Genomic DNA, 23,090 nt, shown 5'->3' with positions numbered 1-23,090 from the left:
GCGCGCCCACGATCACGATCACGACGACAAGCGCCCCCGATTTGAAGCTGCTGCATTCCTCCCGCCGCCTGCTGGCCCTGCTCGCACTCGGCGTCCTCCCCATGCTGGCCGCGGCGGCCGAACCCGCACCCGCCGCATCGCGTGCCGTCCCCGACACCATCGCGCAGCGCGTGGCGGCCTGCATCGCCTGCCACGGCCGCGAAGGCGCGACCAACAATGCGGCCTTCTTCCCGCGGCTGGCCGGCAAGCCCGAGGGCTACCTGTTCAACCAGCTGGTGAGCTTCCGCGACGGCCGGCGCTTCAACTCGGACATGGTCCACCTGGTGCAGCACCTGTCGGACGACTACCTGCGCGAAATGGCCGCCTACTTCGCCGGGCTCGACCTGCCCTACCCCGCGGTCTCGACCGTCAGCGACGCCTCGGCCGAAACGCTGGCGCGCGGCAAGGCGCTGGCGCTGCAGGGCGACGCGGCGCGCGGCATCCCCGCCTGCACCCAGTGCCACGGCGCGGCGCTCACCGGCGTGCAGCCCGGCATCCCGGCGCTGGTCGGCCTGCCGCGGCTCTACCTGTCCTCGCAGCTCGGCGCCTGGCTCACCGACGACCGCCACGCGCTTGCGCCCGACTGCATGGCCCAGGTCGGCCGCAAGCTGGACACCGCCGACATCAACGCCGTCGCGGCTTGGCTCGCGCTGCAACCCGTACCCGACCGCGCCAAGGCCGTGGCCGCATTGCCCGGCCCGCTGCCCATGCCCTGCAGCGCCATGCCGGCCTCGGTGAAGAAGTGAGGGCGCGAGCATGTTGAAACGCTTCCTCTACCTCCTCGCCGGCCTGGTCGTGCTGCTGGTGCTCGGCACCGCGGCGCTGGTCGCACTCAACCTGCGCGGCGAAGACACGCTGCCCGCCGAGGCCGGCTCCGCCTTCGAAGCGACGCCGGCCCAGGTCGACCGCGGCCGCTACCTCGCGCTGGCCGGCAACTGCGCGGGCTGCCACACGGTGCGCGGCGGCCAGGCCTACGCGGGCGGCCTGGGCATCGAGACGCCCTTCGGCACCGTCTACGCAGGCAACCTCACGCCCGACGTCCAGCAGGGCATCGGCAGCTGGAGCCCCGCGCACTTCTGGCGCGCCCTGCACAACGGCCGCGGCAAGGACGGCCGCCTGCTCTACCCGGCCTTCCCGTATCCGAGCTTCACGCGCATCACGCGCGAGGATTCCGACGCGCTCTACGCCTACCTGCGCAGCGTGCCGGCGTCGGCCACGCCGAACGCGCCGCACCGGCTGCGCTTCCCCTACGACACGCAGGCCGCGCTGGCCGTCTGGCGCGCGCTCTCGTTCACGCCTGCGCCCTTCGTGCCCGATCCGGCGCAGCCGGCCGAATGGAACCGCGGCGCCTACCTGGTCGAAGGCCTGGGCCACTGCATCGCCTGCCACGGCACGCGCAACGTGCTGGGCGCCACCGAAGAAAAACGCGGCCTGTCGGGCGGCCTGATCCCGATCGAGAACTGGTACGCACCTTCGCTCACCTCCAAGCGCGAAGCTTCGGTGGCCGACTGGGAAACGCGCCATGTGGTGGCGCTGCTGAAGAACGGCACCGCGCCCGGCGGCTCGGTGATGGGCCCGATGGCCGACGTGGTCTACCGCAGCACCCAGCACCTGAGCGAGGCCGACCTCACGGCGATGGCGCTCTACCTGCAGAAGCTGCCCGACACCACCACGTCGGCGCCCGCACCGCAACGGCGCGACGTCGGCACCATGGAACGCGGCGCGCGCATCTACGACCAGCGCTGCGCCTACTGCCACGGCGACGCGGGCCAGGGCGCGGCCGGCGCCTACCCGCCGCTGGCCGGCAGCCGCGCGGTCAACATGGACACGCCCGCCAACCTGATCCAGGTGGTGCGCCACGGCGGCTTCCTGCCGGCCACGGCCGGCAACCCGCGCCCCTATGGCATGCCCCCCTTCGGCCACGTGCTCGACGACAACGACATCGCGGCGGTGCTGACCTATGTGCGCGGCAGCTGGGGCAACGACGCGCCGGCGGTGTCGCAGCGGGACACGATGCGGCGCTGAGCCAAAGGGACGGCCCGAATCCTGCCAACAGGGCTCGCCGTCCCCACTTCAGGGATGAGCCGGGTCCCGCACCCCCCATCGCACGCGAACGATCCAGCGCGCAGTCCCACCGTAGACTCGAGCGTTCATCGATCGACGAGGACTCCCACATGCATGTGCTGATGGTCATCGGAGGCGGCGTGGTGCTGCTGGGCCTGTTCATCCTGTTCGGCTGGCTCTGGGGCGCGAGCGCCGCCGGAATGGCGATGGGTGCCAAGGCCTTCGTGCCGGTCTGGCTGCTGATCGCGGCCGTCAACATGTGGGTGGGCGTCACCCACGCGGGCTACAGCGTGCGAGAGGAATCTCCGATCCTGCTGCTGGTGTTCGCCGTGCCCGCCATCGCGGCCGGCATCGCGCTGTGGCAGCTCTCGCGCGCCTGAACCGGACGCTGCGGACCGCATGGCGCCGAAGGGCCATGCAACGCTGCACGCCAAGTGCCCACGCAAGCCGGGCATCATTCGCATCCACGTGGACGAACCACGTAGACAACGCCCGCCATGAATCCCCACAGCCCCACCGCGCCCATCGCCCCCGTCCCCCTCGACAAGGCCTACCGCCTGCTCAACCACGGCCCGACGGTGCTGGTGTCGGCCCGTCACGACGGTGTGGACAACGTGATGGCCGCGGCCTGGGCCTGCGCGCTGGACTTCGCGCCGCCCAAGCTCACCGTGGTGCTGGACAAGGCGACCAGGACGCGTGAACTGGTCGAGGGCAGCGGCACTTTCGTGATCCAGGTGCCGACCGTCGCGCAGCTGACGCTGACCCACACGCTGGGCACGCGCAGCCTGCACGAGGCGGCCGACAAGCTCGAGCGCTCGGGCGTACAGCTGTTCCGCATGCCCGGCAGCGAGCTGCCTTTCGTCGACGGTTGCGCGGCCTGGCTGCAATGCCGGCTGATCGCGGAGCCGCACAACCAGCAGGCCTACGACCTGTTCATCGGCGAGGTGGTGGCCGCCTGGTCGGACACCCGGGTGTTCCGCGACGGCCACTGGCATTTCGAGACGGCCGACCCGGCCTTGCGCAGCCTGCACTACATCGCGGGCGGGCATTTCCTGGCGATCGGGGAAACGCTGACGGTGCCCACGGCGCAGCGCTGAGCAGGTCGCACCTACCGCGATCCTTGCGCCGATGCCGGGGCACCCTCGGCCGCTTGCGCTGCGTCGAAGGCCAGGCGTTGCGCCCGGATGCTGTCGGCGTTCCGGATCACCCAGGTCCACAGCGGGATCATCTGGTAGAGCAGTTCGCGCCCCAGCGCCGTCAGCTCGTATTCGACGCGCGGCGGCGTTTCGTGATGGTCCCAACGCGTCACCAGACCATCGCGCTCGAGCTGCCGCAGCGTGCGCGTGAGCATGCGCTGCGTCACACCGGCCAACCGACGCCCCAGGTCGGCATGACGCAGGCGCCCCGATACGCCCAGCGCATGAACCACACCGAGCGACCACCGGTTGCCGGCATGCGCGAGCAACTCGCGCTTGAGCCCGTCGTCGTCGTCACTCAGCGCCGCACAGGCCGCGTGCGACTGCCGTATCAGCGCTTCGATTTTTTCTTGCGGTATCACGCGTGTGCCTTCTTTTGCTGGAGCGTTCCGAGTCCAACTGCCGATTTTTACTGGAGAAGAATCCATGGATCATCGCAGCCCGACCAAGATACTCGTCGTGGGCGCCGGAGAACTGGGATTGAGCGTGATTCGCGCGCTGGCTGCGCGCTCGGATCCGATGGGCGCCCGGCTCACCGCGTTGCTCAGGCCCGAAGCATCCTCACCCTCGCTTGCCAGGCGCGCCTTGCTGGCCGAACTGGCGAGACTGAAAGTGGCCACCGTCTACGCCGACATTGCAGGCACGAGCGCATCCGCGCTCGGCGAAGTCTTCCGGCCGTTCCAGACCGTCGTCAATTGCACGGGCTTCGTCGGCGGCCCTGGCACGCAGCTGAAGCTCACGGCCGCGGCCCTGGAGGCAGGCGTCGCGCGCTACGTGCCCTGGCAATTCGGTGTCGACTACGACGCGATCGAAACCGGCAGCGGTGGCGGCATCTTCGACGAACAGATCGCCGTGCGCGCCTTGCTGCGGGCGCAACAGAGGACCCGCTGGACCATCGTCTCGACCGGCATGTTCACGAGCTTCCTCTTCGAGCCGGCCTTCGGCGTCGCGAACCTGCAGGAGATGTCCGTCCATGCGCTGGGCAGTTGGGACACCCGCGTGACCGTGACCACGCCCAGGGATATCGGCACGTTGACGGCCGACATTCTCTTCACCCATCCGGCCGGTACCGATGAGATCTACTTCACGGCCGGCGAGACCCTGAGCTACGGTCGTCTGGCCGACCTGGTCGAGCAGGCGCTTCACACCACGGTAAAGCGCAAGGAATGGACGATCGAGAGCCTCCGGCATGCGCTGGCACAACAGCCGGACGACGTGATGCGCAAGTACCGGCTGGCATTCGCGGAAGAAGGCGGCGTGGCCTGGGACATGGACAGCACTTACAACGCCAGGCATGGCATCCCCACGGAAGACGTCGCCGCCTTTCTCCGCGGCCGGACGCTGGCGGCGTAGCCCGCGAACAGCCCGTGGGTGTCCGGTGGTGACGGCGATGCGGCGGGTTGTGCGCTGAGCGCGCAACCCCGCCCCGGCTCAGCGCGTCACATGCGCCTGCGGCTGCAGGCAGAAGGCGAAGAAGGCGTCGAGCTCGGTCGACTTGTCGAACACCGCGTCGGCGCCCAGCGCCAGGCTGCGATGGCGGATGCTCGGGGTCGGATAGTTGGTCAGCACCACCGCATGCTGGTGCGGTGAACGGCCCTGCAGTTCGCGCAGCACGCCCAGTCCCGAGCCTTCCTTGAGAAACAGGTCGACCACGGCCAGCTCCCAGCCGTCGGGATGGCTGGACAACCAGGTGGTGGCGTCATGCTCGCCTTCCGCGATGCCGACGACCTCGGCATGCGCCAGGTCCGCCAAGGTCGGGATGAGGTTGTCCCGAATGGTCTGGTTGTCCTCGACAAGAAATACCTTGAGTGCCATGGCCTGTGCCGCTTACCCGGCGGGACGCTCCAGGAAAGGCGGCAGCGCAGCCGCCACGCGCTGCAGCAGGTCGAGCTCCGGCGCCGGCAGGTCGCAAGGCACGGTGTCGAGATGGCACAGCGTGCCGAACAAGGTGCGGCCCTCGAGCACCAGGGGAATCGCGTGGTAGGACACCACGATGCCCTGGTACGGATGCCCATCGAGCCGATGGTCGAAGGCCGAGTTCTCCGTCTGGAAGATGCCGTCGCGAAAGACGAACTGGCAGAAGCTGTCCTGCAGCGACACCTCGGCGAGGAAGCCGGGCTGGACGGCACCGGTCTTGTCGATCAGGTGCACGCATTGCAGCATGTCGCCGCTGAGGCGATAGATCGCGGTGTAGCGATGCGGGACGCGGGCATTGAGCCGTGCAAGCACCTCGCGCACGCCGCTGCGACGGGCCACGTCCAGCAATGCGTCGAGGTCGGAATCAGGGTCGGGGTCGGCGGAAACCATGGGGCAATGTAGCAGCGCGGACGCCGGCTGCTTGCCAGCCAAATGCCCGAATCGATCGGGCGGCGAACGCCATTCGACGCGGCGAGCCGCGCCGGCCATCAAGCGCCGAGTTCTTCCGGCGTCTTGCCGGCAGCCAGCGCGGCCTTGAACCAGGCCGGACGCGGACCGCGGCCGCCCCAGGTATGGCCCTGGTCGTCCTTGTACTTCGCTGCCGATGCCTTGGCCTTCACCCGGGCCTTTGCACCAGCCTTGGGCACGTGCTTGCCGACGGCCTTCTTTGCGGCCCGTGCGCGCCGGGGTTCGCCCGAGAAATCGAAATCGTCCGCGCTGAAACCGTACACGCTGATCGCTTCCTGGATACGGGCCCGCACGCCGTCGGCTTCCTTTTTGCGAAGCTGATCGGCCTGCTTTTGCAGCTGCTCGATCTGTCTTTGCACTTGAACGAATGTTTTTGCCATTGCGAAATTGAACCTTGACACAGAAGAACGCGGAGCATACGCCACCGGATCGGCCCCGGCCGAGCCGTGCCGAACCGCCGCTCTTTGCATCAAAACGTCCCGCGAAAGGCGCCGCCGTCGAGCAGGATGTTCTGGCCCGTGAGGTAGCCGGCCTGTGCGCCGCACAGAAAAGCACAGGCGGCGCCGAACTCCTCGGGCCGGCCGGCGCGGCGCGCGGGAATGGTGGCGTGCTTGTCCTGCGTGTACTGCGCGACCGACTGCCCGGCCCGCCCGGCCGCCGCGCTCGCGAGCCGGGCCATGCGCCCGGTGTCGAACAGCCCCGGCAGCAGGTTGTTGACGGTCACGTTGGCCGCGGCCAGTTCCGTCGAGCGCGCCAGGCCGCCCACGAAGCCGGTGAGCCCGCTGCGCGCGCCGTTGGACAGGCCCAGCATCTCGATCGGCGCCTTGACCGCACTGGAGGTGATGTTGACGATGCGGCCGAAACCGCGCGCCACCATGCCGTCGACACAGGCGCGCATGAGCGCGATCGGCGCCAGCATGTTGGCATCCAGCGCGCCGATCCAGTCCTCGCGCGTCCAGGCCCGGAAATCGCCGGGCGGCGGGCCGCCGCCGTTGTTGACCAGGATGTCGACCTCGCCGCGCGCCGCCAGCACGGCCGCGCGGCCCGCCTCGGTGCCGATGTCGGCGGCGAAGGTCTGGACGCAGGTGCCGCGAGGCACCCGATCGTCGTGCGCCAGCGTGGCGGCCGCCGCGGCCAGGGCCTCGGCACCGCGCGCCACCAGCAGCACATGCACGCCTTCGCGCGCCAGCGCGCTCGCGCAGGCCAGCCCCAGGCCCTGGCTGCCGCCGCAGACCAGCGCCCATCGGCCCTTGATGCCCAGGTCCATGCCTCTCCTACTCCTGCGCGACCAGGTTGACCAGCGTGCCGAGCTTCGAGACCTCGACCTCCACGCGATCACCGGGCTTCATCCAGATCGGCGGCTCGTGGCGCGCCCCGACACCGCCCGGCGTGCCGGTGACGATCACGTCGCCGGGCCGCAGCGTGGTGAAAGTCGAGATGTAGGCGATCTGCGAAGGGATGTCGAACAGCAGCATGTCGGTGGTGGCGTGCTGCATCACCTTGCCGTTGAGGCGCGTCTCCAGCGTCAGCACCTCGCCGTCGGCGATCTCGCCGCGCGTGACCATCCAGGGGCCGAAGCCGCCGGTGCCGCTGAAGTTCTTGCCGGGCGTCCACTGCGTGGTGTGGCGCTGCCAGGCGCGGACCGAGCCGTCGTTGTAGGGCGCGTAGCCTGCGATGTGGGTCCAGGCGTCGGCTTCGGCGATGCGGCGTCCGCCGCGGCCGATCACGATCGCGATCTCGCCTTCGTAGTCGAGCTGTTCCGACTCGGGCGGACGCAGCATCGCCTGGCCGTGGCCGATCTGCGAATCGGCCACGCGCATGAACACCGTCGGATGGCCGACGCGCTCGCGCTTCATCTCGACGCGGTGCTCCTCGTAGTTGACGCCGATGCAGAAGATCTTGCCGGGCTCGGGGATGACCGGCAGCCAGGTCACGGCCGACAGCGGCACGCCGGTCTGCAGCGCCAGGCCGGCTTCGTTTTGCGGCAGCGCGTCGGCGGCGATCGCGGCCTTGAGCGTGGGCAGGGCCGGCGTGGCCAGCGGGACGACGGTGTCGCCGACCACCGCGCCCCAGCTGGCGCGGCCGTCGAGTTCGTAACTTGCGAATTTCATGGGTGATGTGATTGCTCAGGATGGGAAAAAGCCGGAGGCGACGGCACCGGGCCGCCGCAGGCCGCGATGCGGCCTTCAGTTGACGGAGATGTTGCGTTCGGCGATGAGCTTCTGCCAGTGGCCGCGCTCCTCGACGATCACCTTCTGCATGGCCTCGGGCGTGCTCGGCGCGATGTTGGCGCCGCGCTCGCGGATCGGCACGCCGACCTCGTCGGACTGCAGCGCGCGCACCAGCTGGTCGTGCAATCTGGTCGCCACGTCCTTGGGCAGGCCGCGCGGTGCGATGAAGCCGAACCAGATCTGGTCGACCATGCCGGGCACGACCGCGCTGATCGGCGGGATGTCGGGCGCCTGCGGCGACACCGTGCTGCTCGTCACGCCGATGGCGCGCAGCTTGCCCGACTGGATCAGCGGCAGGGCCAAGGGCAAATTCTCGAAGGCCATCTGGATGTTGCCGCCCATCAGGTCCTGCATCACCGCGCCGCTGCCCTTGTAGGGCACGTGGGTCAGCGTGACGCCGGTGCTGCGCTGGAGCATCTCGCCGTTGAGGTGCGCGCTCGAGCCGGTGCCCATGGAGCCGAAGTTCACGTTGGGCGTCTTCTTCAGGTAGGCCACGAGTTCTTCGAGGTTCTTCACCGGCAGGTCGCGGTTGACCACCAGCACGTTGGGCAGCGTCACGGCCAGCGTGAGCGGCAGCACGTCCTTGAGCGTGTCGACCTTCATGTCCTTGTAGAGCCAGGGATTGACGGTGAGCACGCTGGCCGGCACCAGGCCGATCGTGGCGCCGTCGGGCACGGCATGGGCGATGGCCTGCAGGCCCAGCACGCCGTTGGCGCCCGGCTTGTTCTCGACGATGACCGGCACGCCCATGTTCTGCGCCAGCACCTTGCCGGTCAGGCGCGCGACGATGTCGGCCAGGCCGCCCGGCGGATAGGGCACGACGATGGTGATGCGGCTCGGGTCCGCGGCCAGGGCGCTGCCGGCGAGCACGAGCCCGGCCAACCCGGCGAGCGCCAGGCAGGCGCGGCGATGGATCTTCTTCAACATGGTTCTTGTCTCCTGTGGTTCTTGTGGGGGGAATCTCTGTCAGGGGTGCGCAAGCGCCTGGGTCACGGTGGACTGGAAGAGTTCGCGTTCGGAGATCTGCAGCGAACGCTCCCAGGGCCAGCGGTGAATGGGTTTCTGCGGCGTCAGGTCGACCGGCGCGCCGCCCTGGAAGATGGCGCTGAAGCGCTTCTTGTCCTGCAGGATGCGGATGTCGGCCAGCGGGTCGCCGTCGACCACGAGGAAGTCGGCCAGCTTGCCCTTCTGCAGCGTGCCGAGGTTGGCCGCGTCGACCGTGACCGCCGCATTGCGCGTGGCGCAGGTGATGGCCTGCAGCGGGCTCATGCCCAGCAGGTCGACGAAGAGCTCGAGCTCGCGCGCATGCCATTCGCCATACGGCGTGACGGCGAAGCCGGTGTCGGTGCCGCACATCATCTGCACGCCGTTGCGCCAGGCGTAGTCGAGGTTGGTCACGGCCAGGTCGAGGTCGCGACGGAAGCGGTCGAGGCGGCCCTGCGAGCAGCCCGCGATGTGGCCCCATTGCGCCACGTTGGCCACGAAGGTCAGCGTGGGGCAGCAGGGGATGCCGCTCGCGGCCAGCCTGTCGGCCTGGCGCCGGTCCATGAAGTCGGCGTGCATGATCCAGTCGATGCCCGCGTCCACGCAGTCCTCCACCGACTGGCCGCTGCGCGCATGCGCGGTCACGCGGCGGCCGAGCCGGTGCGCCTCGTCGACGATCACCTTGAGCTCTTCCGCGCGGAAGGCCGGCACGCTGCCGCCGCCCGGCGTGAGCGTGGCCGACTCGCCGCTGGCCGCGATCTTGATGAAGTCGACGCCGTTCTTGATCTGCTCGCGCACCTCGTTGAGCATGTGGCTCGTGCCCTCGGTGAGCACGCCCACGCCCGAACGCGGCGAGCCCACCCACGAGGGGAAGTAGTCGGTCAGCGCCGCATGCGTGCTCAAGTAGCGCGCGGCCGCCGAGATGCGCGGACCCGGGAACAGCCCGGCCTTGACCGCGTCGCGCACCGCGACCGCCACGTACCAGCCGCCGCCCGGGTCGCTGCACGAGGTCACGCCCGCCTGCAGCACGGTCTGCGCGTGGTACATGGCGCGGATCGAGCGGTACTCGGCCGAGCCGAACAGGTCCTGCTCCTCGATGCCGCGCGCCACGCCGTAGCTGATGTGGCAGTGGGCATCGATCAGCCCGGGCATCACGGTCTTGCCGGCGGCGTCGAAGGCGACCACGGCGCCCGCCGGCAGCGGACGGCCCGGGCCTTCGCCGGCCTCGATGTCGGTGATGCGATCGCCGCTCAATTCCATCCAGTGCAGCGGCCGCTGTGCGTCGCCCGTGCCGTCGATCAGCCGGCCGCCGGTCACGTAGCGCTTGTTGTCTGCGGGGACCGTCATGGCCTTCACTTCCACTGCAGACCGGCCGCCTGGTGCGTGGCGCCCTGGCCCGCGAGGAAGTCCAGCAGCACGCGGTTGAACAGCTCGGGCTTCTCGTAGTAGGCGGTGTGGGCCGCGCAGGCCAGCAGCGCCAGCCGGCTGCGCGGCAGCATGGCGCGGGCCTTCTCGCCGACCGCGGGCGGCACGGTCTTGTCCTCCTCGCCCCAGACCAGCAGCACCGGGAAGTCGGTGCCGGCCAGCGGCTCGCCCACCACGTCGCGGTCCAGGTCGGCGGCGATGTAGCGGCCCAGCGTGGCGAAGGACTCGGCGGCGCCGGCCGAGTTGTTGATGCGCCATTCCTCTTCCTGCATCTCGGCCGTGACCAGCGCCTGGTCGTGGATCACGCGCGCCAGCTTGGTCGCCACGCCGTCGCGCGTCTGGTTGTTGGCGCCGGCCTGGATGCGGCCGCGCGCCTCGTCGCCGATCGGCACCAGGCCCATGCTGCCCACCAGCGCGATGCCGTCGATGCGCGCCGGATTGGCCGTCGCGTATGCGGCCACGACGTGGCCACCCAGCGAGGTGCCGACGATGGTCGCGCGGTCGATCTTCTGCGCGTCGAGGAACTGGCCGAGGAAGTCGCGGTAGGCCGGCACCGAGCACGCGACGTCGACGCCCTTCGATGCGTAGCCGTGGCCCGGCAGGTCCATCGCATACACGTGGTAGCCCGCGGCCGCGATGGCGTCGATGTTGCGCACCCAGCGGTCGGCACGGCCGCCGGTGCCGTGCACGAAGACCACCGCGCGCTCGCCTTGGCCAGCCTCCAGGACGCGGGTGTGGGTGCCTTGGACGGAGAAGGGATAACTGATCACGTTGCTTCCTTGAAAAGTAGATTTGAACTTCGTCTATTCACTTAATGAATAGTCTATTCACCAATCGTAAGAGCCAAGGAGCGGCGTTTGCATCAGGGAGTTCACCTAGAACGGACAAAGGCCGCGCGCGCACGGCCGCGGCCGGCCTCGGGCGGCCGCGCGTTCAGGGGATGAGGAGGTGCCCTGCGCTGTGCTGCAGGGACGGTGCAGGAAAAGCCTAGCCTGCCGCGTCGAGCCGCGCCGCCGCGCGCCGCAGCTGTTCGACCGCATGCATCAGCGCGAGGCCGGCCTCGTGGCGCACCTCGGGGTCCGCGAGCGCAGCCGAGGGCGAGGTGCAGTTGAGCACGTAGGGCGTGCCGCCCGGCCCGGTGGGCAGCGGCACCGCCACCGTGCTCAGGCCCGGGAAGAACACGTCGATGTTGGTGATGAAGCCCAGCTTGCGGTATTCGGCCACAGCCTTCAGCGCGCCCTTCTCGTGCTTCTTGTAGAGCGCGCCGTTGGCCGCCTGGCACTCGTGCAGCGCCTGCGCGCGCGCGGCATCGTCGAGTCCGGCCAGGTAGGCCCAGCCGGTGCCGCTGTTCATGATCGGCACCTCGGAGCCGACGCGCACGTTGACGTTGAGCACCGCGTTCGGCGCCTCGTAGCGCTGCAGGTAGAGCATCGAGGTGCGCTCGCGCGTCGACAGGCTGGCGCCGCCATGGAAGCGCGTGGCCACGTCCTGCAGCAGCGGGCGCGCGAGCTCGGCCAGTTCGAGCGTGTCGAGGGCCGCATAGCCCAGCGTAAGGATCGACAGGCCCGGGCGGAAGCGCGAACCGTCCCGGTCGGCGATCAGGTAGCCGCCGTGCTCCAGCGTCTTGCACAGCCGCCACACCGTGGGCTGTGGCAGCCCCGTCATGCGCGCGATGTCCGAACTGCCGAGGCGCTCGTGCCCCAGGTCGAAACAGCGCAGCACCTCGAGCCCCCGCAGCAGGCCTGTCACCAGCGGCTGGCCCTTTGGCTCTTTCGTACCTTCACTCATCCGTCAGTCTCGCTCTCAAGATTCCATTCGATGCCCGGGCCCCGCGCTGGCAAAGCCGCTCTGCCGCAGGGCGGCATGCTCCGCTGAGGCGAAGGGCGCGACGGGTGTTGCGAGCATAGCGCCAGCACGCGAGAACCTGGCAGCCCTTGTCGCCGGCCCGCCTTCGCCGACGCCGCTACCATGCACAGCACCATGAAAGACGCGTCTGCGCATACCGTGGTGATGGGCATCGCCGGCTGCGGCAAGTCCGAGGCCGTGGCGCAGGCGCTGAGCGGTCTCGCAGCCGACCCCGACGACACCATACGTGAAGGACATCGACTCCCATGAAAGAGAATCTGCCACCCGGCCTCGCAGCCTTCGACCTGCGCGGGCGTACCGCACTGGTCACCGGCTCGAGCGGCGGCATCGGCTTTGCGCTGGCGGCCGGCCTGGCTTCGGCCGGCGCACGCGTCCTGCTCAACGGCCGCGACGCGTCGCGGCTGCAGGACGCCGCACAGCGCCTGCAGGCGCTCGGTCATGCCGTCCAGACCCTGGCCTTCGACGTCACCGACCCGCAGGCGGCGGCCAAGGCCATCGACGACCATGAACGGACCGACGGCGCGATCGACATCCTGGTGAACAACGCCGGCATGCAGCGCCGCGCGCCGCTGGAGTCCTTTTCGCACGCCGACTGGCAGGCCGTCATGCGGACCAACGTCGACAGCGTGTTCTACGTCTCGCAACCCGTGGCGCGCCACATGATCGCGCGCGGCCGCGGCAAGATCATCAACATCTGCTCGGTGCAGAGCGAACTCGGGCGCCCCGGCATCGCGCCGTATACGGCGAGCAAGGGCGCCGTGAAGATGCTCACCAAGGGCATGGCCATCGACTGGGGTCCGCACGGGCTGCAGGTCAACGGCCTGGGGCCGGGCTACTTCCAGACCGAACTCACGCAGGCCCTGGTGGACGATGCCGCCTTCACGGCCTGGCTGTTGAACCGCACGCCTTCGCGCCGCTGGGGACACGTCGAAGACCTGGTCGGCGCCGCGATCTTCCTGGCCAGCGACGCGTCGCGCTTCGTCAACGGCCACATCCTGTACGTCGACGGCGGCGTCACCGCGGCGCTGTAGCCGCATGCGCCGCTGACGCGCTCGCTCAGGCCGCCGGCAGTTGCGGCTCGCCCAGCGACAGCATCAACCGGTTGGCCCAGTTGAAGAAGGCGGCGCCGTGGACCACGTCCGAGACCGCGAGATCGTCGAGCCCCACCGCCCGCAGCGCCTCGACATGGGTGGCGTCGAACGCGACCGGCGTCGCCGACAGCGCGACCGACGCGGCCACGATCGCGTCCCAGCGTGGGTCCAGCGCCGCGCCCACGCCTTCGTCGAGCAGGCGCTGGATGTCGTCCGAGCGCGGCGAGAAATGCGTGGCGAAGCGCGCGTGCACCGACGCGCAGTAGATGCAGCCGTTGTAGCGCGAGGTGGCCGCAGCGGCCAGTTCGCGCTCGGCGCGCGGCAGGCCGGCCTCGGGGTTGTAGAAGATGTCCTTGTCGGTGCGGGTGCGCGCGCCGAGGATGTCCGGGTCGCGCGCCAGCAGCATGAAGTACGGCGACTTGGCGCGCGAGGCATCGACCAGGCCCGCCAGGTGGCGCTCGGTCAGTTCTTCCTGCGGCAGCGGCTCGAGCCAGGGCAGCCATTCAAGCTGCGCCTGCGTGAAGGCGTTGGGCGGCACATTGCTGGGATGCGAGAGGGTCTGGGTGCTCATGGGGAAGTCTGTTCAGGCGATGGCCAGGGAGGGCTGCGCGGCCAGCGCGCGCAGGCCGGCGATCACACGGATCTGGAAGCTCAGGAAGGACACCAGCTGCGACAGCGTGACGATCTCGGTGGTCGACCAACCCGCATCGAGCAGCGCCTGCAGCCAGGCCGCCTCGGCATCGCGCGGATGGAACACCAGCCGGTGCGCATGCGCCAGGCCCGCGGCGAGCCGCGTCCCGAGCACGGCAAGGTTCGCCGCGCCTGCCACGTACAGCGGACCGGGCGCGTTCTCCGCGCTCAGCGGGCCGGCCGGGTAGCTGCCGTAAGGGCCGCGGCCCGCGCCGGCTTCGGCCTCGGCGCTCACGGCATCCAGCAGTTCGGTCGGCGTGCCGGCCAGCAGCAACGCGCTCGCATGGAAGGCCGCCAGTTCGACCTGGCCGTGCAGCCCGGCCACGAAAACCGCCAGCGCGTGGCGCTCGGCCGCGGTGAAGGTCGAGGCCGCGAGATCGGCGGGCTCGAACAGCGCGATGTGGCTTTGCTGCGCGTGCAGGCGCGCCTGCTGGCGCTGGGCGCGGATCGCGTCGAGCGCGTCGCCGGGCTGGATGCCGACGAGTTGGTCGATCACGTCCGGAAGGGAGGAGACAGTCATGCGATGGCCTGAAGAGGTGCGTGGGAAGAAAGGTTGTTCGTCGACGGCCCGGCCCAGCCGAGCGCGGGTGCGACCTCGGTGGCGATGAGCTCGATCGAACGCAGGATGTGGCGGTGCGGCGGGTCCACCGAGTGCACCTGGCACACCAGGTCGGTCACGTGCGCCAGGGTGCGGTCGGCGCGCAGCGAGGCGATCACCTCGTCGGGCGTGCCCACGTGCACGTCCTGGCGCGCGATCAGTTCGTCGAGCGTGAAGGGCACGCCCGCGAGCGACGGATCGTTCTGGCGCGCGAGGCTGCGGCGCAGGCCCTCCTCCGCCAGCCGGCGCGCGAGCGCGCGATCGTCGGCGACGAACACCGAGCGCGAACCCACGATGCGCGGCGCGCGGCTCGCGGGCAGCGCGGCCAGGTAGGCCTCGATGATCGGCAGCTGGATGTCGGCGAGCGTCGCGTGCGGCGCATCGGCGGGCCGGGGCTGGGTGCGCGAGAGCATCAGGCCGTCGCCGGCCAGGCCCGCGCGCGCACCGCCGCTGACCGAGAAGCTGGCCTGCCAGACCCGGTCGGGCAGCTGCGCCGAGACCGGGTACAGCCGGTCGCCGCCCAGCAGCGGGCGTCCGGCCCAGGCTTCGCGCAACTGCGCGAGGTGGCTGGCGAACACCGTCGCGCGCTGCTCGCTGTGCTGGCCGAAGGCGGTGAAGGACGAGGGCGTGCCGCCCGTGCCCACGCCGAACTCCAGCCGCCCGCCGGCGATCAGGTCGAGCACAACCGCATCTTCGGCCACGCGCACCGGGTTCTCCAGCGGCAGCGTGACGATGCCGGTGCCGAGCCGGATGCGCTGCGTGCGCGCCGCCACCGAAGCGAGAAAGACCAGCGGCGACGGCAGGCCGCCCTCGGCCTCGTGGAAGTGGTGCTGCGCGACCCAGGCCGAATCGAAGCCCAGGGCTTCGGCGTGCACGATCTGTTCGGTGACGAGGCGGTAGCGCTCGGCGGCGGTGGCGTCGTCAAGAAGCCGGCTGAAGAAGCCCAGGCGTTGAATGTTGTGAAACAAGATCGGAATTCCTTTTGCCGGGGATAGCGTCGATGAGTTCGCGCGTGTAGTCGCTGTGCGGCCAGAGGAAGACGTCTTCCACGCGACCGGCATCGACCTGCCGCCCGTTCTGCAGCACCGACACGGTGTCCGCGATCTGGCGCACCACCGCGAGGTCGTGCGAAATGAAGAGATAGGTCAGGCCGAGTTCGGCCTGCAGTTGGTCGAGCAGCCGCAGGATCTGCGCCTGCACGGTCACGTCGAGCGCCGAGACGGCCTCGTCCAGCACCAGCACCCGCGGCTCGAGCACCAGCGCGCGCGCGATCGCCACGCGCTGGCGCTGCCCGCCCGACAGCGCATGCGGCCGGCGTTGCAGCACCGCGGGCGGCAGGCCGACGCGCGCGAGGATGTCCTCCACGCGGCGCTGGCGCTCGGCGGCGTCCAGCGGATCGAAGTTGCGCAACGGCTCCTCGATGATCTGGAAGATGGTCTGGCGCGGGTCGAGCGAGCTGAAGGGGTTCTGGTGGACCAGCTGGATCTTGCGGCGGAACTGCCGCAGCGCCTCGCCGCGCAGGGTCGTGAGTTCGGTGCCTTCGATCAGGATGCGGCCGCTGGTCGGCTGGCGAAAACCCACCACGTCGCGGATGGTGGTGGTCTTGCCCGAGCCCGACTCGCCCACGATCGCATGCGTGGTGCCGCGCCGCACGCGGAAGGACACGTCGTCGACCGCGCGGAAGCGCGTGCCCCCCTTGCCGCCCACGGCGAAGTCGTGCACCAGGTGTTCGACCACGATGGCGAAGTCGTCTTCCGCGGTTGCCGCCGGTGTGCGCTCCGGCCGGAAGTCCGCCATCGCGAGCGAGGGCGCGTCGGCCAGCAGCTGGCGCGTGTAGGGGCTGCTCGGCTTGCGCAGCAGCTCGGCCGTCGGGCCCTGCTCCTGGATGCGGCCGCCCTGCAGCACCACGATGCGGCTCGCGCGGTCGGTGGCCACGCCCAGGTCGTGCGTCACCAGCAGCACGGCCGTGCCGTAGGCCAGGCGCAGTTCGTCGATCAGGTCGAGGATGCGCTTTTGCACCGTCACGTCGAGCGCGCTGGTGGGCTCATCGGCAATGATCAGCGCGGGCTGCAACGCGATCGCGATCGCGATCAGCACGCGCTGCTTCATGCCGCCCGAGAGTTCGTGCGGGTACTGGCGCGCGCGCAGTTCGGGCTGCGAGAGCCCGACGCGGGCCAGCAGCTCGACCACGCGGGCGTTGATCTCGCGCCGCTCGACGCGGCGGTGGATGCGCAGGATCTCGGCCACCTGCTCGCCCACGGTGCGCACCGGGTTCAGCGAGCTCGTCGGGTCCTGCGGGATCAGGCTCACGACGGACCCACGGATGCCGTCGAAGCGCTTCTGCGACCAGTTCGCGACGTCGACGCCGTTGAGCCGGATCGCGCCGGCCTCGCGCTGGCCGTTCTCGGGCAGCAGGCCGATCACCGCCTGTGCGGTGGTGGTCTTGCCCGAGCCCGATTCGCCCACCAGCGCGACGATCTCGCCCGGGTGGATGGTGAAGGACACGTCGTGCACCACACGGTGCAGCGTGTCCTGGTCGCGGTAGCCGATCGCCAGCCCTTCGACCTCGAGCACCGGTGCGACGGCCGCGCTCATCGGCGCGCCTTCGACACCGCCACGCTGATGCGGTTGGCCGACAGCACCACGGCCACCACGACCAGGCCCGGCACGGTGGTGAGCCACCAGCCGGTCGAGATGTAGTTGCGGCCTTCGGCGATCAGCAGGCCCCATTCCGGCGTGGGCGGCGGCGCGCCGTAGCCCAGGAAGCCCAGGGTCGAGATCGAGAGGATGGCGCTGCCGAACTGCAGCGCGGCCATGGCCACCACCGAGGTCAGCGAGTTGGGCAGCACATGGCGCCAGAGCACGCTGCGAAAGCTGCCGCCGCTGCCGAAGGCCGCCTCGACGTATTCGGCGCGGCGCACCCGCACCACCTCCGAGCGCACCAGCCGCGCGAAGCCCGCCACCGAGGCGATGCCGACCGCGAGCGCGGCGTTCAGCGTGCCGAAGCCCAGGATGATGATGATGCTCAGCGACAGCAGCAGCGAGGGCACGGCCAGCAACACGTCGACCACGCGCATCAGCGCGTCTTCCACCAGCCCGCCGACCGAGCCCGCGAGCACGCCGATCGCGGTGCCCAGCAGCAGGCCGACGGTCACGGCCAGGAAAGCGCCCGACAGCGAATGCACCGCGCCGTGCACCACGCGCGCATAGAGGTCGCGGCCCAGGCCGTCGGTGCCCAGCAGGTGGGTGGCGCTCGGTGCCAGCAGGTGCTGGCCCGAGGTGCCCTGCACCGGGTTGTAGCCCGAGAACAGGCCCGGCGCGATGGCCCACAGCGTGACGGTGGCGATCACCAGCCAGGCGAGCAGCAGACCGGGTTGCGCGCGGCGCACGGCCTTCCACGCCTTGTGCAGGCCCTTGCGCCATGCGGGCGTGGCCTTCGCCGGAACGGCCGCCGGGCTGGCGGCCACCGGGTTCGCGACCGCGGTGCGGGCCGCGCCCGTGGGCGCCAGCGAATCGATCTCGAGAGTGAGGCTCATGGTGTCAGTGGCCCAGTTGGACGCGCAGGCGCGGGTCGAGCACCGGATACAGCAGGTCGACCACGAGATTGATGAGAACGAAGGCCGCGGCGGAGATCACCACGATGGCCTGCAGCACCGCCGTGTCCTGGTTGCCCACCGCCTGCTGCGTGAGGCTGCCCAGGCCGTTGAGCCCGAACACCGCCTCGGTCACCACCGCGCCGGCCAGCAGTTCGCCGAACAGGATGCCCGCGATGGTCAGCGTCGGCAGCACGGCGTTGCGCGCCACGTGCTTCCACAGCACCCAGTTGCGCGTCGCGCCCTTGGCCCGCGCCACGGTCACGAAGGGCTGCGTGAGCACCTGGTCGATGTTGCGCATGAGGATCTGCGCCAGCGGCGCGGAGATCGGGATGGCCAGCGTGAGCGTGGGCAGCACCAGCCCTTCCCACTTGCCCGGGTTGATCACCGGGATCAGGCCGAGCCGGAACGAGAAGACCTGGATCAGCATGATGCCCAGCCAGAACACCGGCACCGAGATGAACAGCGAGGGCAGCGACTGGATCGCCGCGCGCAGCCAGGCGAAGCGCGTGAGGTTCGACAGGAAGGCCAGGCCCACCGCCAGCAGCAGCGCCACGCCGAAGCCGAAGCTCGCGAGCCGCAGCGTCGGCGGCAGGTTGACCGCCAGGCCCTGGCTCACCGGCACGCCAGCCTGCATCGAGTAGCCGAAGTTGCCGCCCAGGAAATTCCACAGGGTGTGGAAATAGCGCTCCCACACCGGGCTGTCGGCGCCGTAGGCGGCGCGGATGTCGGCGATCTCCGTCGGCCCCAGCCCCAGTTCGGGGTTGAGGAACTTGATCAGCACCGCATCCCCGGGCAGGGCCTGCAGCAGCACGAAGGACGCGGTGAACGCGGCCCACAGCACCACCAAGGCCTGCGCGATGCGGCTCCAGAGGTACTTGCTCATTCAGCGGCTCAGTGTGCGGCCAGCCAGGCGGCGTAGAAGCTCGGCCGGCCGACGGCTTCGTAACCCACGTCTCTGACCCACGGCGCGCCCGCGAAGGCCTGCGGCTCTTCGAAGATCGGGATCACGTAGGCTTGGTCGATCAGGTAGTTCTGCACCTCGCCGACCAGCGCCAGCCGCTTGGCCGGATCGACCTCGCTGGCGATGCCTTCGAGCAGCCCGTTGAGCTTGGCGTCCACGAAGCCCTTGACCTTGTCGCTCACGCCGCCCTTCTGCAGCAGCACGTTGCGGTTGGTCGGGTAGTACTGGCTCTTGATCACGTCGGGATCGGCGCGGCCCACCATGGTCGGCAGCACCGCCGTCTTGGCCGGGTCGAGGTTGTCGAGGGTCGTGGTGCCCGCGTCGCCGGTGAGCACGTTGAGCTTGACGCCGATCTTGGCCCACTGCTGCGCCACCAGTTGCAGCGTCGCCTTGTTCTGCGGCTGGGGCAGCGCCTCGTAGGCACGCAGTGCCAGTTCCTGGCCGTCCTTGCTCCGCGTGCCGTTGGCGCCGACGGTCCAGCCGGCCTCGTCGAGCAGCTGCTTGGCCTTGGCTTCGTCGTAGCCCAGCTTGGCCGACAGGTCCACGTAGCCGGCCGCGGTGGCGGCGATCACCGAGGTGGCTTGCGGGTAGTTCGAGGAGAACAGGGTCTCGACGATCTCCTTGGTGTTGGTCGCATGCAGCAGCGCCTGGCGCACGCGCACGTCCGCCACCAGCGGGTTGTCCGGACGGAAGTTGATGCTGTTGTTGACGCCGCGCGTCGAGGGCGCGTAGATCGCGAAGCCCTGGTCCTTCACGCGCTTCTCGTCGTAGGCCTGCACCTGGCGGATGAAGCCGGCCTGCCCGGCCACCAGCGCGCCGATGCGCACGCTGTCCTCGGGCGTCACGATGAGCTTGATCTCGTCGAGTCGCGCGCGGCCCTGGTGCGCCAGCGTGGTGGGGCCCCAGGCGTAGTCCTTGCGCGCCGCGAGCACCAGTTCCTTGCCCAACGTCTCGCTGGCGACGACGAAGGGGCCGGAGCCGATGATCCGGGTCGCGTCGCCCAGCTCCTCGAAGGGGCGGGCCAGCGTGCTCAGCGACACCAGGCCCGAACCGATCACCGAGGTGCCCTGCAGGAAGCCCGGCGACGGCTTCTTGAAGTAGAACTTGACCGTGCGTGCATCGATCACTTCGCTGCGGTCGTAGTTGTTGATGGCCTCGGACACCGGCTGCTTGAGTTCCTTGTTGCCCTTGCCGAAGGTGTCGAAGTTCTTCGCCACCGCGGCCGCGTCCAGCGGCGTGCCGTCGGAGAAGGTCACGCCTTCGCGCAGCTTGAAGGTGTATTCGGTCACGGCATCGTTGACCGTCCACGACTCCGCGATCCAGGGCTCGACCTTGAGCGTCTTCGGATCCTGGTAGGTGAGCTTGTCGGTGATCTGGTTGAGGATGCCGCCGTTCGGATAGAAGCCGCCCGCGGGTGGGTACAGGTTGGTGTGCGCCTGCTGCTCCAGGTAGACCAGCGTGCCGCCGGTCACGGGGGCCGAGGAATTCGCGGCGACCGCGGCGGCCGGCGCATCGGCGGTCTTGGAGCAGGCGGCGACCAACGCCATCAAAGCCACGACGGCAGCGGCCGCAGCCGCGCGCTCAAACCTTCTGGAAAACACGATCACGAAGTACTTTCGATGGAGAGGAAGAACGGCCCGGCGGCGCTCGCAAGCGCTTCGCCGGCCTGGGAAATCGTAGTCAGGCGCCTGTGCTTTGGGCACCGATTAAGTAGCATCCTTATGCGCCCAGCAGATAAGCGATGCCCGCATCTCGCGCGTGAACCCCGGTGCGGAATTCAGTCGCGTTTCACGGCTGGCGCCGGGGTGCCCGCACGCTCGAACTCGATGCGCGCGCCATGGCTGCGCACCCGGTCGAGCGCACCGAGCGGCTGCGTGGCATCGGCGGTGCGCAGCACCAGCGCATAAGGGCCTTCGACCTGGTCCTCGGTCGCCTCGCGTGCCGTGGACAGCACCAACGCGCTGCTGCCGAAGGCGATCACCGCCAGCCGCAGGCCCTGCCCCGGCAGCGGCACGGGCTGCCCGATCGCGACATGGGCGCCATTGCCGAACAGCGCGCGGTAGCGCGCCAGCGTGGCGTCGAGGTTGTGCACCGCGACCGCCAGGCTGGCCACGCCGAGCGCGCCGTTGGGATGCACGCGCGCGCCGCCCTCGGGCACGCGCAAGGCGCGCGGCGTGACGTCGCCGCACAGGAAGGGCAGATCGGTGGACGGCGGCCGTGCGGTCTGCCAGTGCAGGCGTTCGCCGTCGGGGCGCAGGCGCCCGCCTTCGAGCGGTCCGTCGAGCACCAGGCCGCGCTGGCCGGCCTGGGCCACGGTGTCGGCGACGCTGCGCGGCAGCAGGGCGAAGTCGATGATGCCTTCGCCATGGCGCTGCAGCAGTTGCCACCAGCGCTCCTGCGGCGCGGGCTGCTTCCAGGCGATGAGTTCGAAATAGCTGCCGTCGGCGAACACCACCAGGGCGTTGTGCGTCGAGCGGCCGGGATGGTCGCCGCCGCGCTGTACGTTGAAGCCCAGGGCGGTGTAGTCGGCGATGGTGGTGTCGAGGTCGTGGACGGCGATGACGATGTGGTCGAGCGTGAGGGACATGGCGGGCGCTCCTGTTCAGGCCGCGACGCGGGTGTCAGCCAGCGAGTTGGTGAGCTTGACCTCGGCCCGGATCGTCTGCGGATTGCGCAGCAGGTTCAGGATCGGGCAGTTGCGCTCGACCGCCTCGAACAGCGCGTCGATGTCGGCGCGGCTGGCGGGCGAATCGATGTGCACGGTGTAGGCGATCTGGTGCGGCCAGATGGGCGTCTGCTCATGGCCCGGCTTGCCGCCGCGCGGATCGATGATGCCGGTGACCTCGACCTCGAGGCTCTCCAGCGGCACCTGGCGCTCGGCCGCCTGGATCAGGAAGATGTGGGTCACGCAGGTGCCCAGCACGCCGAGCTGCAGTTCGGGCGAGCTCGGGCCCAGGTTGTAGCCCGCGAAATCGGGCGGGCTGTCGCTGATCACCTGGTGGTCGCGGATGCGCAGGCGGCGCACGCCGCTGCGGCCTTCGGCGCGCACCGTGGCCTTCAATTGCGCCGGCTGCGCAGTGCCGGCCTCGATGGCGGCGCTGCGCGCCAGCACGGCCGCGCGTTTCTCGGCCAGGTAGTCGTTGAGATGGCTCATGGTGTTCTTTCTTCGTTCCAGGGACGACGCCCGGCGGACCCGCCGGGACGCATGCGCCCTGGTTCCGGGGCAGCGGAAGCCCGGGATTCTTCGCGCCGGCGGCGCGACAGGGAACGAAGAAAAAGAAGCTGGCTTGCTCGGAATCCGCATATCGCGCCGGCACGCTTCGCCTCGAGGCTCGGTGGCCGCTGCGCGGCACGTGGTCCGGATGACGCCGCCGGAACGGCGCCGGCCTCAGTCCGCGCCGAGGCGCTTGCGCGAGCCGGATCTTCTGGGGAAGAGCCGCAGCATCTGGAGGCCGGTGCGCGTGATGGAGGTCACGGTGGCGGTGGGGTTCATCCAGCCGACGGGCGTGCGAACCGCCTTCGCGATGTCGGCTTCCACATGGCCTGCGATCACCAGGATGTGGATCGCGTCGACGTCCTCGCCGCCCTTGATCGTCACGGGAAAGTTCGTTTCGGAGAGCGACTGGAGCATGGAAATCGACATGGGTCGTGCGTGGGCCGTCCTTGCAGAGCAAGCCCTTTGAAGTTTCGTTGTGACGCGACTGCATTGCTTCGGGCGGGCGACGAAGCATCCCTTCGACATCGACATCGCCATCGCGGCCCCTTTTCATGGCCGGCGTCCCCTGTGCGCTGTCCGCGACCTTGGGCCGCACAGGGACGAAAGCGCCAGCAGACGGCCTTGGAAGCAAATTGTGACGGAATGATACTTGTCCTGACACGCCAAGCAATGGCGGTCGTGGCTTGCGGCCGATGCGCGATGTACCGGCCGTCAGTGGCTCGCCGGTGGCCGGGGCGGAGCACGCCA

General features: G+C 69.8%; 27 protein-coding genes. 7 read left to right on the top strand and 20 right to left on the bottom strand.

What is annotated here, in order from left to right:
- Window positions 1-101 precede the first annotated feature (101 nt).
- From K0H49_RS26955 to K0H49_RS26940, 4 genes are all read left to right on the top strand, one after another.
- Window positions 102-785, top strand: coding sequence for a c-type cytochrome (locus tag K0H49_RS26955; RefSeq protein ID WP_374122443.1), 684 nt, complete (start codon window positions 102-104; stop codon window positions 783-785).
- 10 nt (window positions 786-795) lie between these two features.
- On the top strand, window positions 796-2,064 hold the full coding sequence (locus K0H49_RS26950; protein WP_219219449.1) for a cytochrome c: 1,269 nt from the start codon (window positions 796-798) through the stop codon (window positions 2,062-2,064).
- A gap of 149 nt (window positions 2,065-2,213) precedes the next feature.
- Entirely contained in the window at window positions 2,214-2,483 is a 270-nt protein-coding gene (locus tag K0H49_RS26945) for a hypothetical protein (RefSeq protein ID WP_219219447.1), read from the top strand.
- 117 nt (window positions 2,484-2,600) lie between these two features.
- A complete protein-coding gene (locus K0H49_RS26940) occupies window positions 2,601-3,200 on the top strand; it encodes a flavin reductase family protein (RefSeq protein ID WP_219219445.1) in 600 nt (199 codons plus the stop codon).
- An 11-nt stretch (window positions 3,201-3,211) separates the two neighbouring features.
- Here the strand turns inward: K0H49_RS26940 and K0H49_RS26935 are convergent, their stop codons facing one another.
- On the bottom strand, window positions 3,212-3,661 hold the full coding sequence (locus K0H49_RS26935) for a winged helix-turn-helix transcriptional regulator (protein ID WP_374122434.1): 450 nt from the start codon (window positions 3,659-3,661) through the stop codon (window positions 3,212-3,214).
- A 64-nt stretch (window positions 3,662-3,725) separates the two neighbouring features.
- Here K0H49_RS26935 and K0H49_RS26930 point away from each other — a divergent pair, with 64 nt between their 5' ends.
- On the top strand, window positions 3,726-4,652 hold the full coding sequence (locus K0H49_RS26930; protein ID WP_219219441.1) for an aromatic alcohol reductase: 927 nt from the start codon (window positions 3,726-3,728) through the stop codon (window positions 4,650-4,652).
- 78 nt (window positions 4,653-4,730) lie between these two features.
- On the opposite strand, the gene K0H49_RS26925 is transcribed toward K0H49_RS26930, so the two are convergent.
- The 9 genes from K0H49_RS26925 to K0H49_RS26885 form a co-directional block, all read right to left on the bottom strand.
- Window positions 4,731-5,114 (bottom strand): response regulator, encoded by a 384-nt coding sequence (locus tag K0H49_RS26925; RefSeq protein ID WP_219219440.1) that lies wholly within the window; start codon window positions 5,112-5,114, stop codon window positions 4,731-4,733.
- 12 nt (window positions 5,115-5,126) lie between these two features.
- Complete coding sequence (locus K0H49_RS26920) at window positions 5,127-5,606, bottom strand: guanylate cyclase (protein ID WP_219219438.1); 480 nt, start codon at window positions 5,604-5,606, stop codon at window positions 5,127-5,129.
- A gap of 98 nt (window positions 5,607-5,704) precedes the next feature.
- On the bottom strand, window positions 5,705-6,064 hold the full coding sequence (locus tag K0H49_RS26915; RefSeq protein WP_219219436.1) for an H-NS histone family protein: 360 nt from the start codon (window positions 6,062-6,064) through the stop codon (window positions 5,705-5,707).
- 89 nt (window positions 6,065-6,153) lie between these two features.
- Entirely contained in the window at window positions 6,154-6,951 is a 798-nt protein-coding gene (locus tag K0H49_RS26910; protein ID WP_219219433.1) for an SDR family oxidoreductase, read from the bottom strand.
- 7 nt (window positions 6,952-6,958) lie between these two features.
- Window positions 6,959-7,795: a fumarylacetoacetate hydrolase family protein gene (locus K0H49_RS26905; RefSeq protein WP_219219431.1), complete on the bottom strand. Its 837-nt coding sequence runs from the start codon at window positions 7,793-7,795 to the stop codon at window positions 6,959-6,961.
- A gap of 75 nt (window positions 7,796-7,870) precedes the next feature.
- Window positions 7,871-8,842 (bottom strand): Bug family tripartite tricarboxylate transporter substrate binding protein, encoded by a 972-nt coding sequence (locus K0H49_RS26900; protein ID WP_219219429.1) that lies wholly within the window; start codon window positions 8,840-8,842, stop codon window positions 7,871-7,873.
- 39 nt (window positions 8,843-8,881) lie between these two features.
- Window positions 8,882-10,246, bottom strand: a complete 1,365-nt coding sequence (locus K0H49_RS26895) for a metal-dependent hydrolase family protein (RefSeq protein WP_219219427.1) — start codon at window positions 10,244-10,246, stop codon at window positions 8,882-8,884.
- A 5-nt stretch (window positions 10,247-10,251) separates the two neighbouring features.
- Complete coding sequence (locus K0H49_RS26890) at window positions 10,252-11,094, bottom strand: alpha/beta fold hydrolase (protein WP_219219424.1); 843 nt, start codon at window positions 11,092-11,094, stop codon at window positions 10,252-10,254.
- 217 nt (window positions 11,095-11,311) lie between these two features.
- Window positions 11,312-12,112 (bottom strand): IclR family transcriptional regulator, encoded by an 801-nt coding sequence (locus tag K0H49_RS26885; RefSeq protein ID WP_219219422.1) that lies wholly within the window; start codon window positions 12,110-12,112, stop codon window positions 11,312-11,314.
- Between the two features lie 192 nt (window positions 12,113-12,304).
- Between K0H49_RS26885 and K0H49_RS30825 the strand changes: the two genes are divergently transcribed.
- Both K0H49_RS30825 and K0H49_RS26880 read left to right on the top strand, forming a co-directional pair.
- Window positions 12,305-12,439: a hypothetical protein gene (locus K0H49_RS30825; RefSeq protein WP_257625235.1), complete on the top strand. Its 135-nt coding sequence runs from the start codon at window positions 12,305-12,307 to the stop codon at window positions 12,437-12,439.
- A complete protein-coding gene (locus tag K0H49_RS26880; RefSeq protein WP_219219420.1) occupies window positions 12,436-13,221 on the top strand; it encodes an SDR family oxidoreductase in 786 nt (261 codons plus the stop codon). Before K0H49_RS30825 ends, K0H49_RS26880 begins: the two co-directional genes overlap by 4 nt.
- A gap of 25 nt (window positions 13,222-13,246) precedes the next feature.
- Here K0H49_RS26880 and K0H49_RS26875 read toward each other — a convergent pair whose 3' ends face one another.
- From K0H49_RS26875 to K0H49_RS26830, 10 genes are all read right to left on the bottom strand, one after another.
- Window positions 13,247-13,852 (bottom strand): alkylhydroperoxidase domain protein, encoded by a 606-nt coding sequence (locus K0H49_RS26875; RefSeq protein ID WP_219219418.1) that lies wholly within the window; start codon window positions 13,850-13,852, stop codon window positions 13,247-13,249.
- 12 nt (window positions 13,853-13,864) lie between these two features.
- A complete protein-coding gene (locus K0H49_RS26870; RefSeq protein ID WP_219219416.1) occupies window positions 13,865-14,491 on the bottom strand; it encodes a CMD domain protein in 627 nt (208 codons plus the stop codon).
- Window positions 14,488-15,537, bottom strand: a complete 1,050-nt coding sequence (locus tag K0H49_RS26865; protein WP_257625234.1) for a putative FMN-dependent luciferase-like monooxygenase — start codon at window positions 15,535-15,537, stop codon at window positions 14,488-14,490. The genes K0H49_RS26870 and K0H49_RS26865 overlap by 4 nt, the downstream gene beginning before the upstream one ends.
- Window positions 15,491-17,164, bottom strand: coding sequence for a dipeptide ABC transporter ATP-binding protein (locus tag K0H49_RS26860; protein ID WP_219219414.1), 1,674 nt, complete (start codon window positions 17,162-17,164; stop codon window positions 15,491-15,493). The genes K0H49_RS26865 and K0H49_RS26860 overlap by 47 nt, the downstream gene beginning before the upstream one ends.
- Entirely contained in the window at window positions 17,161-18,105 is a 945-nt protein-coding gene (locus tag K0H49_RS26855) for an ABC transporter permease (RefSeq protein WP_219219412.1), read from the bottom strand. Before K0H49_RS26855 ends, K0H49_RS26860 begins: the two co-directional genes overlap by 4 nt.
- Before the next feature lie 4 nt (window positions 18,106-18,109).
- A complete protein-coding gene (locus tag K0H49_RS26850) occupies window positions 18,110-19,048 on the bottom strand; it encodes an ABC transporter permease (protein ID WP_183027202.1) in 939 nt (312 codons plus the stop codon).
- An 8-nt stretch (window positions 19,049-19,056) separates the two neighbouring features.
- Window positions 19,057-20,673 (bottom strand): TIGR04028 family ABC transporter substrate-binding protein, encoded by a 1,617-nt coding sequence (locus K0H49_RS26845; protein WP_219219410.1) that lies wholly within the window; start codon window positions 20,671-20,673, stop codon window positions 19,057-19,059.
- Between the two features lie 230 nt (window positions 20,674-20,903).
- Window positions 20,904-21,713, bottom strand: coding sequence for a VOC family protein (locus K0H49_RS26840; RefSeq protein ID WP_219219408.1), 810 nt, complete (start codon window positions 21,711-21,713; stop codon window positions 20,904-20,906).
- Window positions 21,714-21,728: 15 nt separating this feature from the next.
- Window positions 21,729-22,280 carry an OsmC family protein gene (locus tag K0H49_RS26835; protein WP_219219406.1) on the bottom strand — a complete coding sequence of 184 codons (552 nt, stop codon included), beginning with the start codon at window positions 22,278-22,280 and terminating at the stop codon, window positions 21,729-21,731.
- Between the two features lie 234 nt (window positions 22,281-22,514).
- Window positions 22,515-22,769, bottom strand: coding sequence for a hypothetical protein (locus tag K0H49_RS26830; RefSeq protein WP_219219404.1), 255 nt, complete (start codon window positions 22,767-22,769; stop codon window positions 22,515-22,517).
- Window positions 22,770-23,090: the final 321 nt, after the last annotated feature.

Origin of the sequence: Variovorax boronicumulans (assembly GCF_019352895.1) — a bacterium.
Classification (GTDB): Bacteria; Pseudomonadota; Gammaproteobacteria; order Burkholderiales; family Burkholderiaceae_C; genus Variovorax; species Variovorax boronicumulans_A.
Note: the sequence above shows the minus strand (reverse complement) of the source record. Positions and strands in the feature narration are given on the sequence as shown.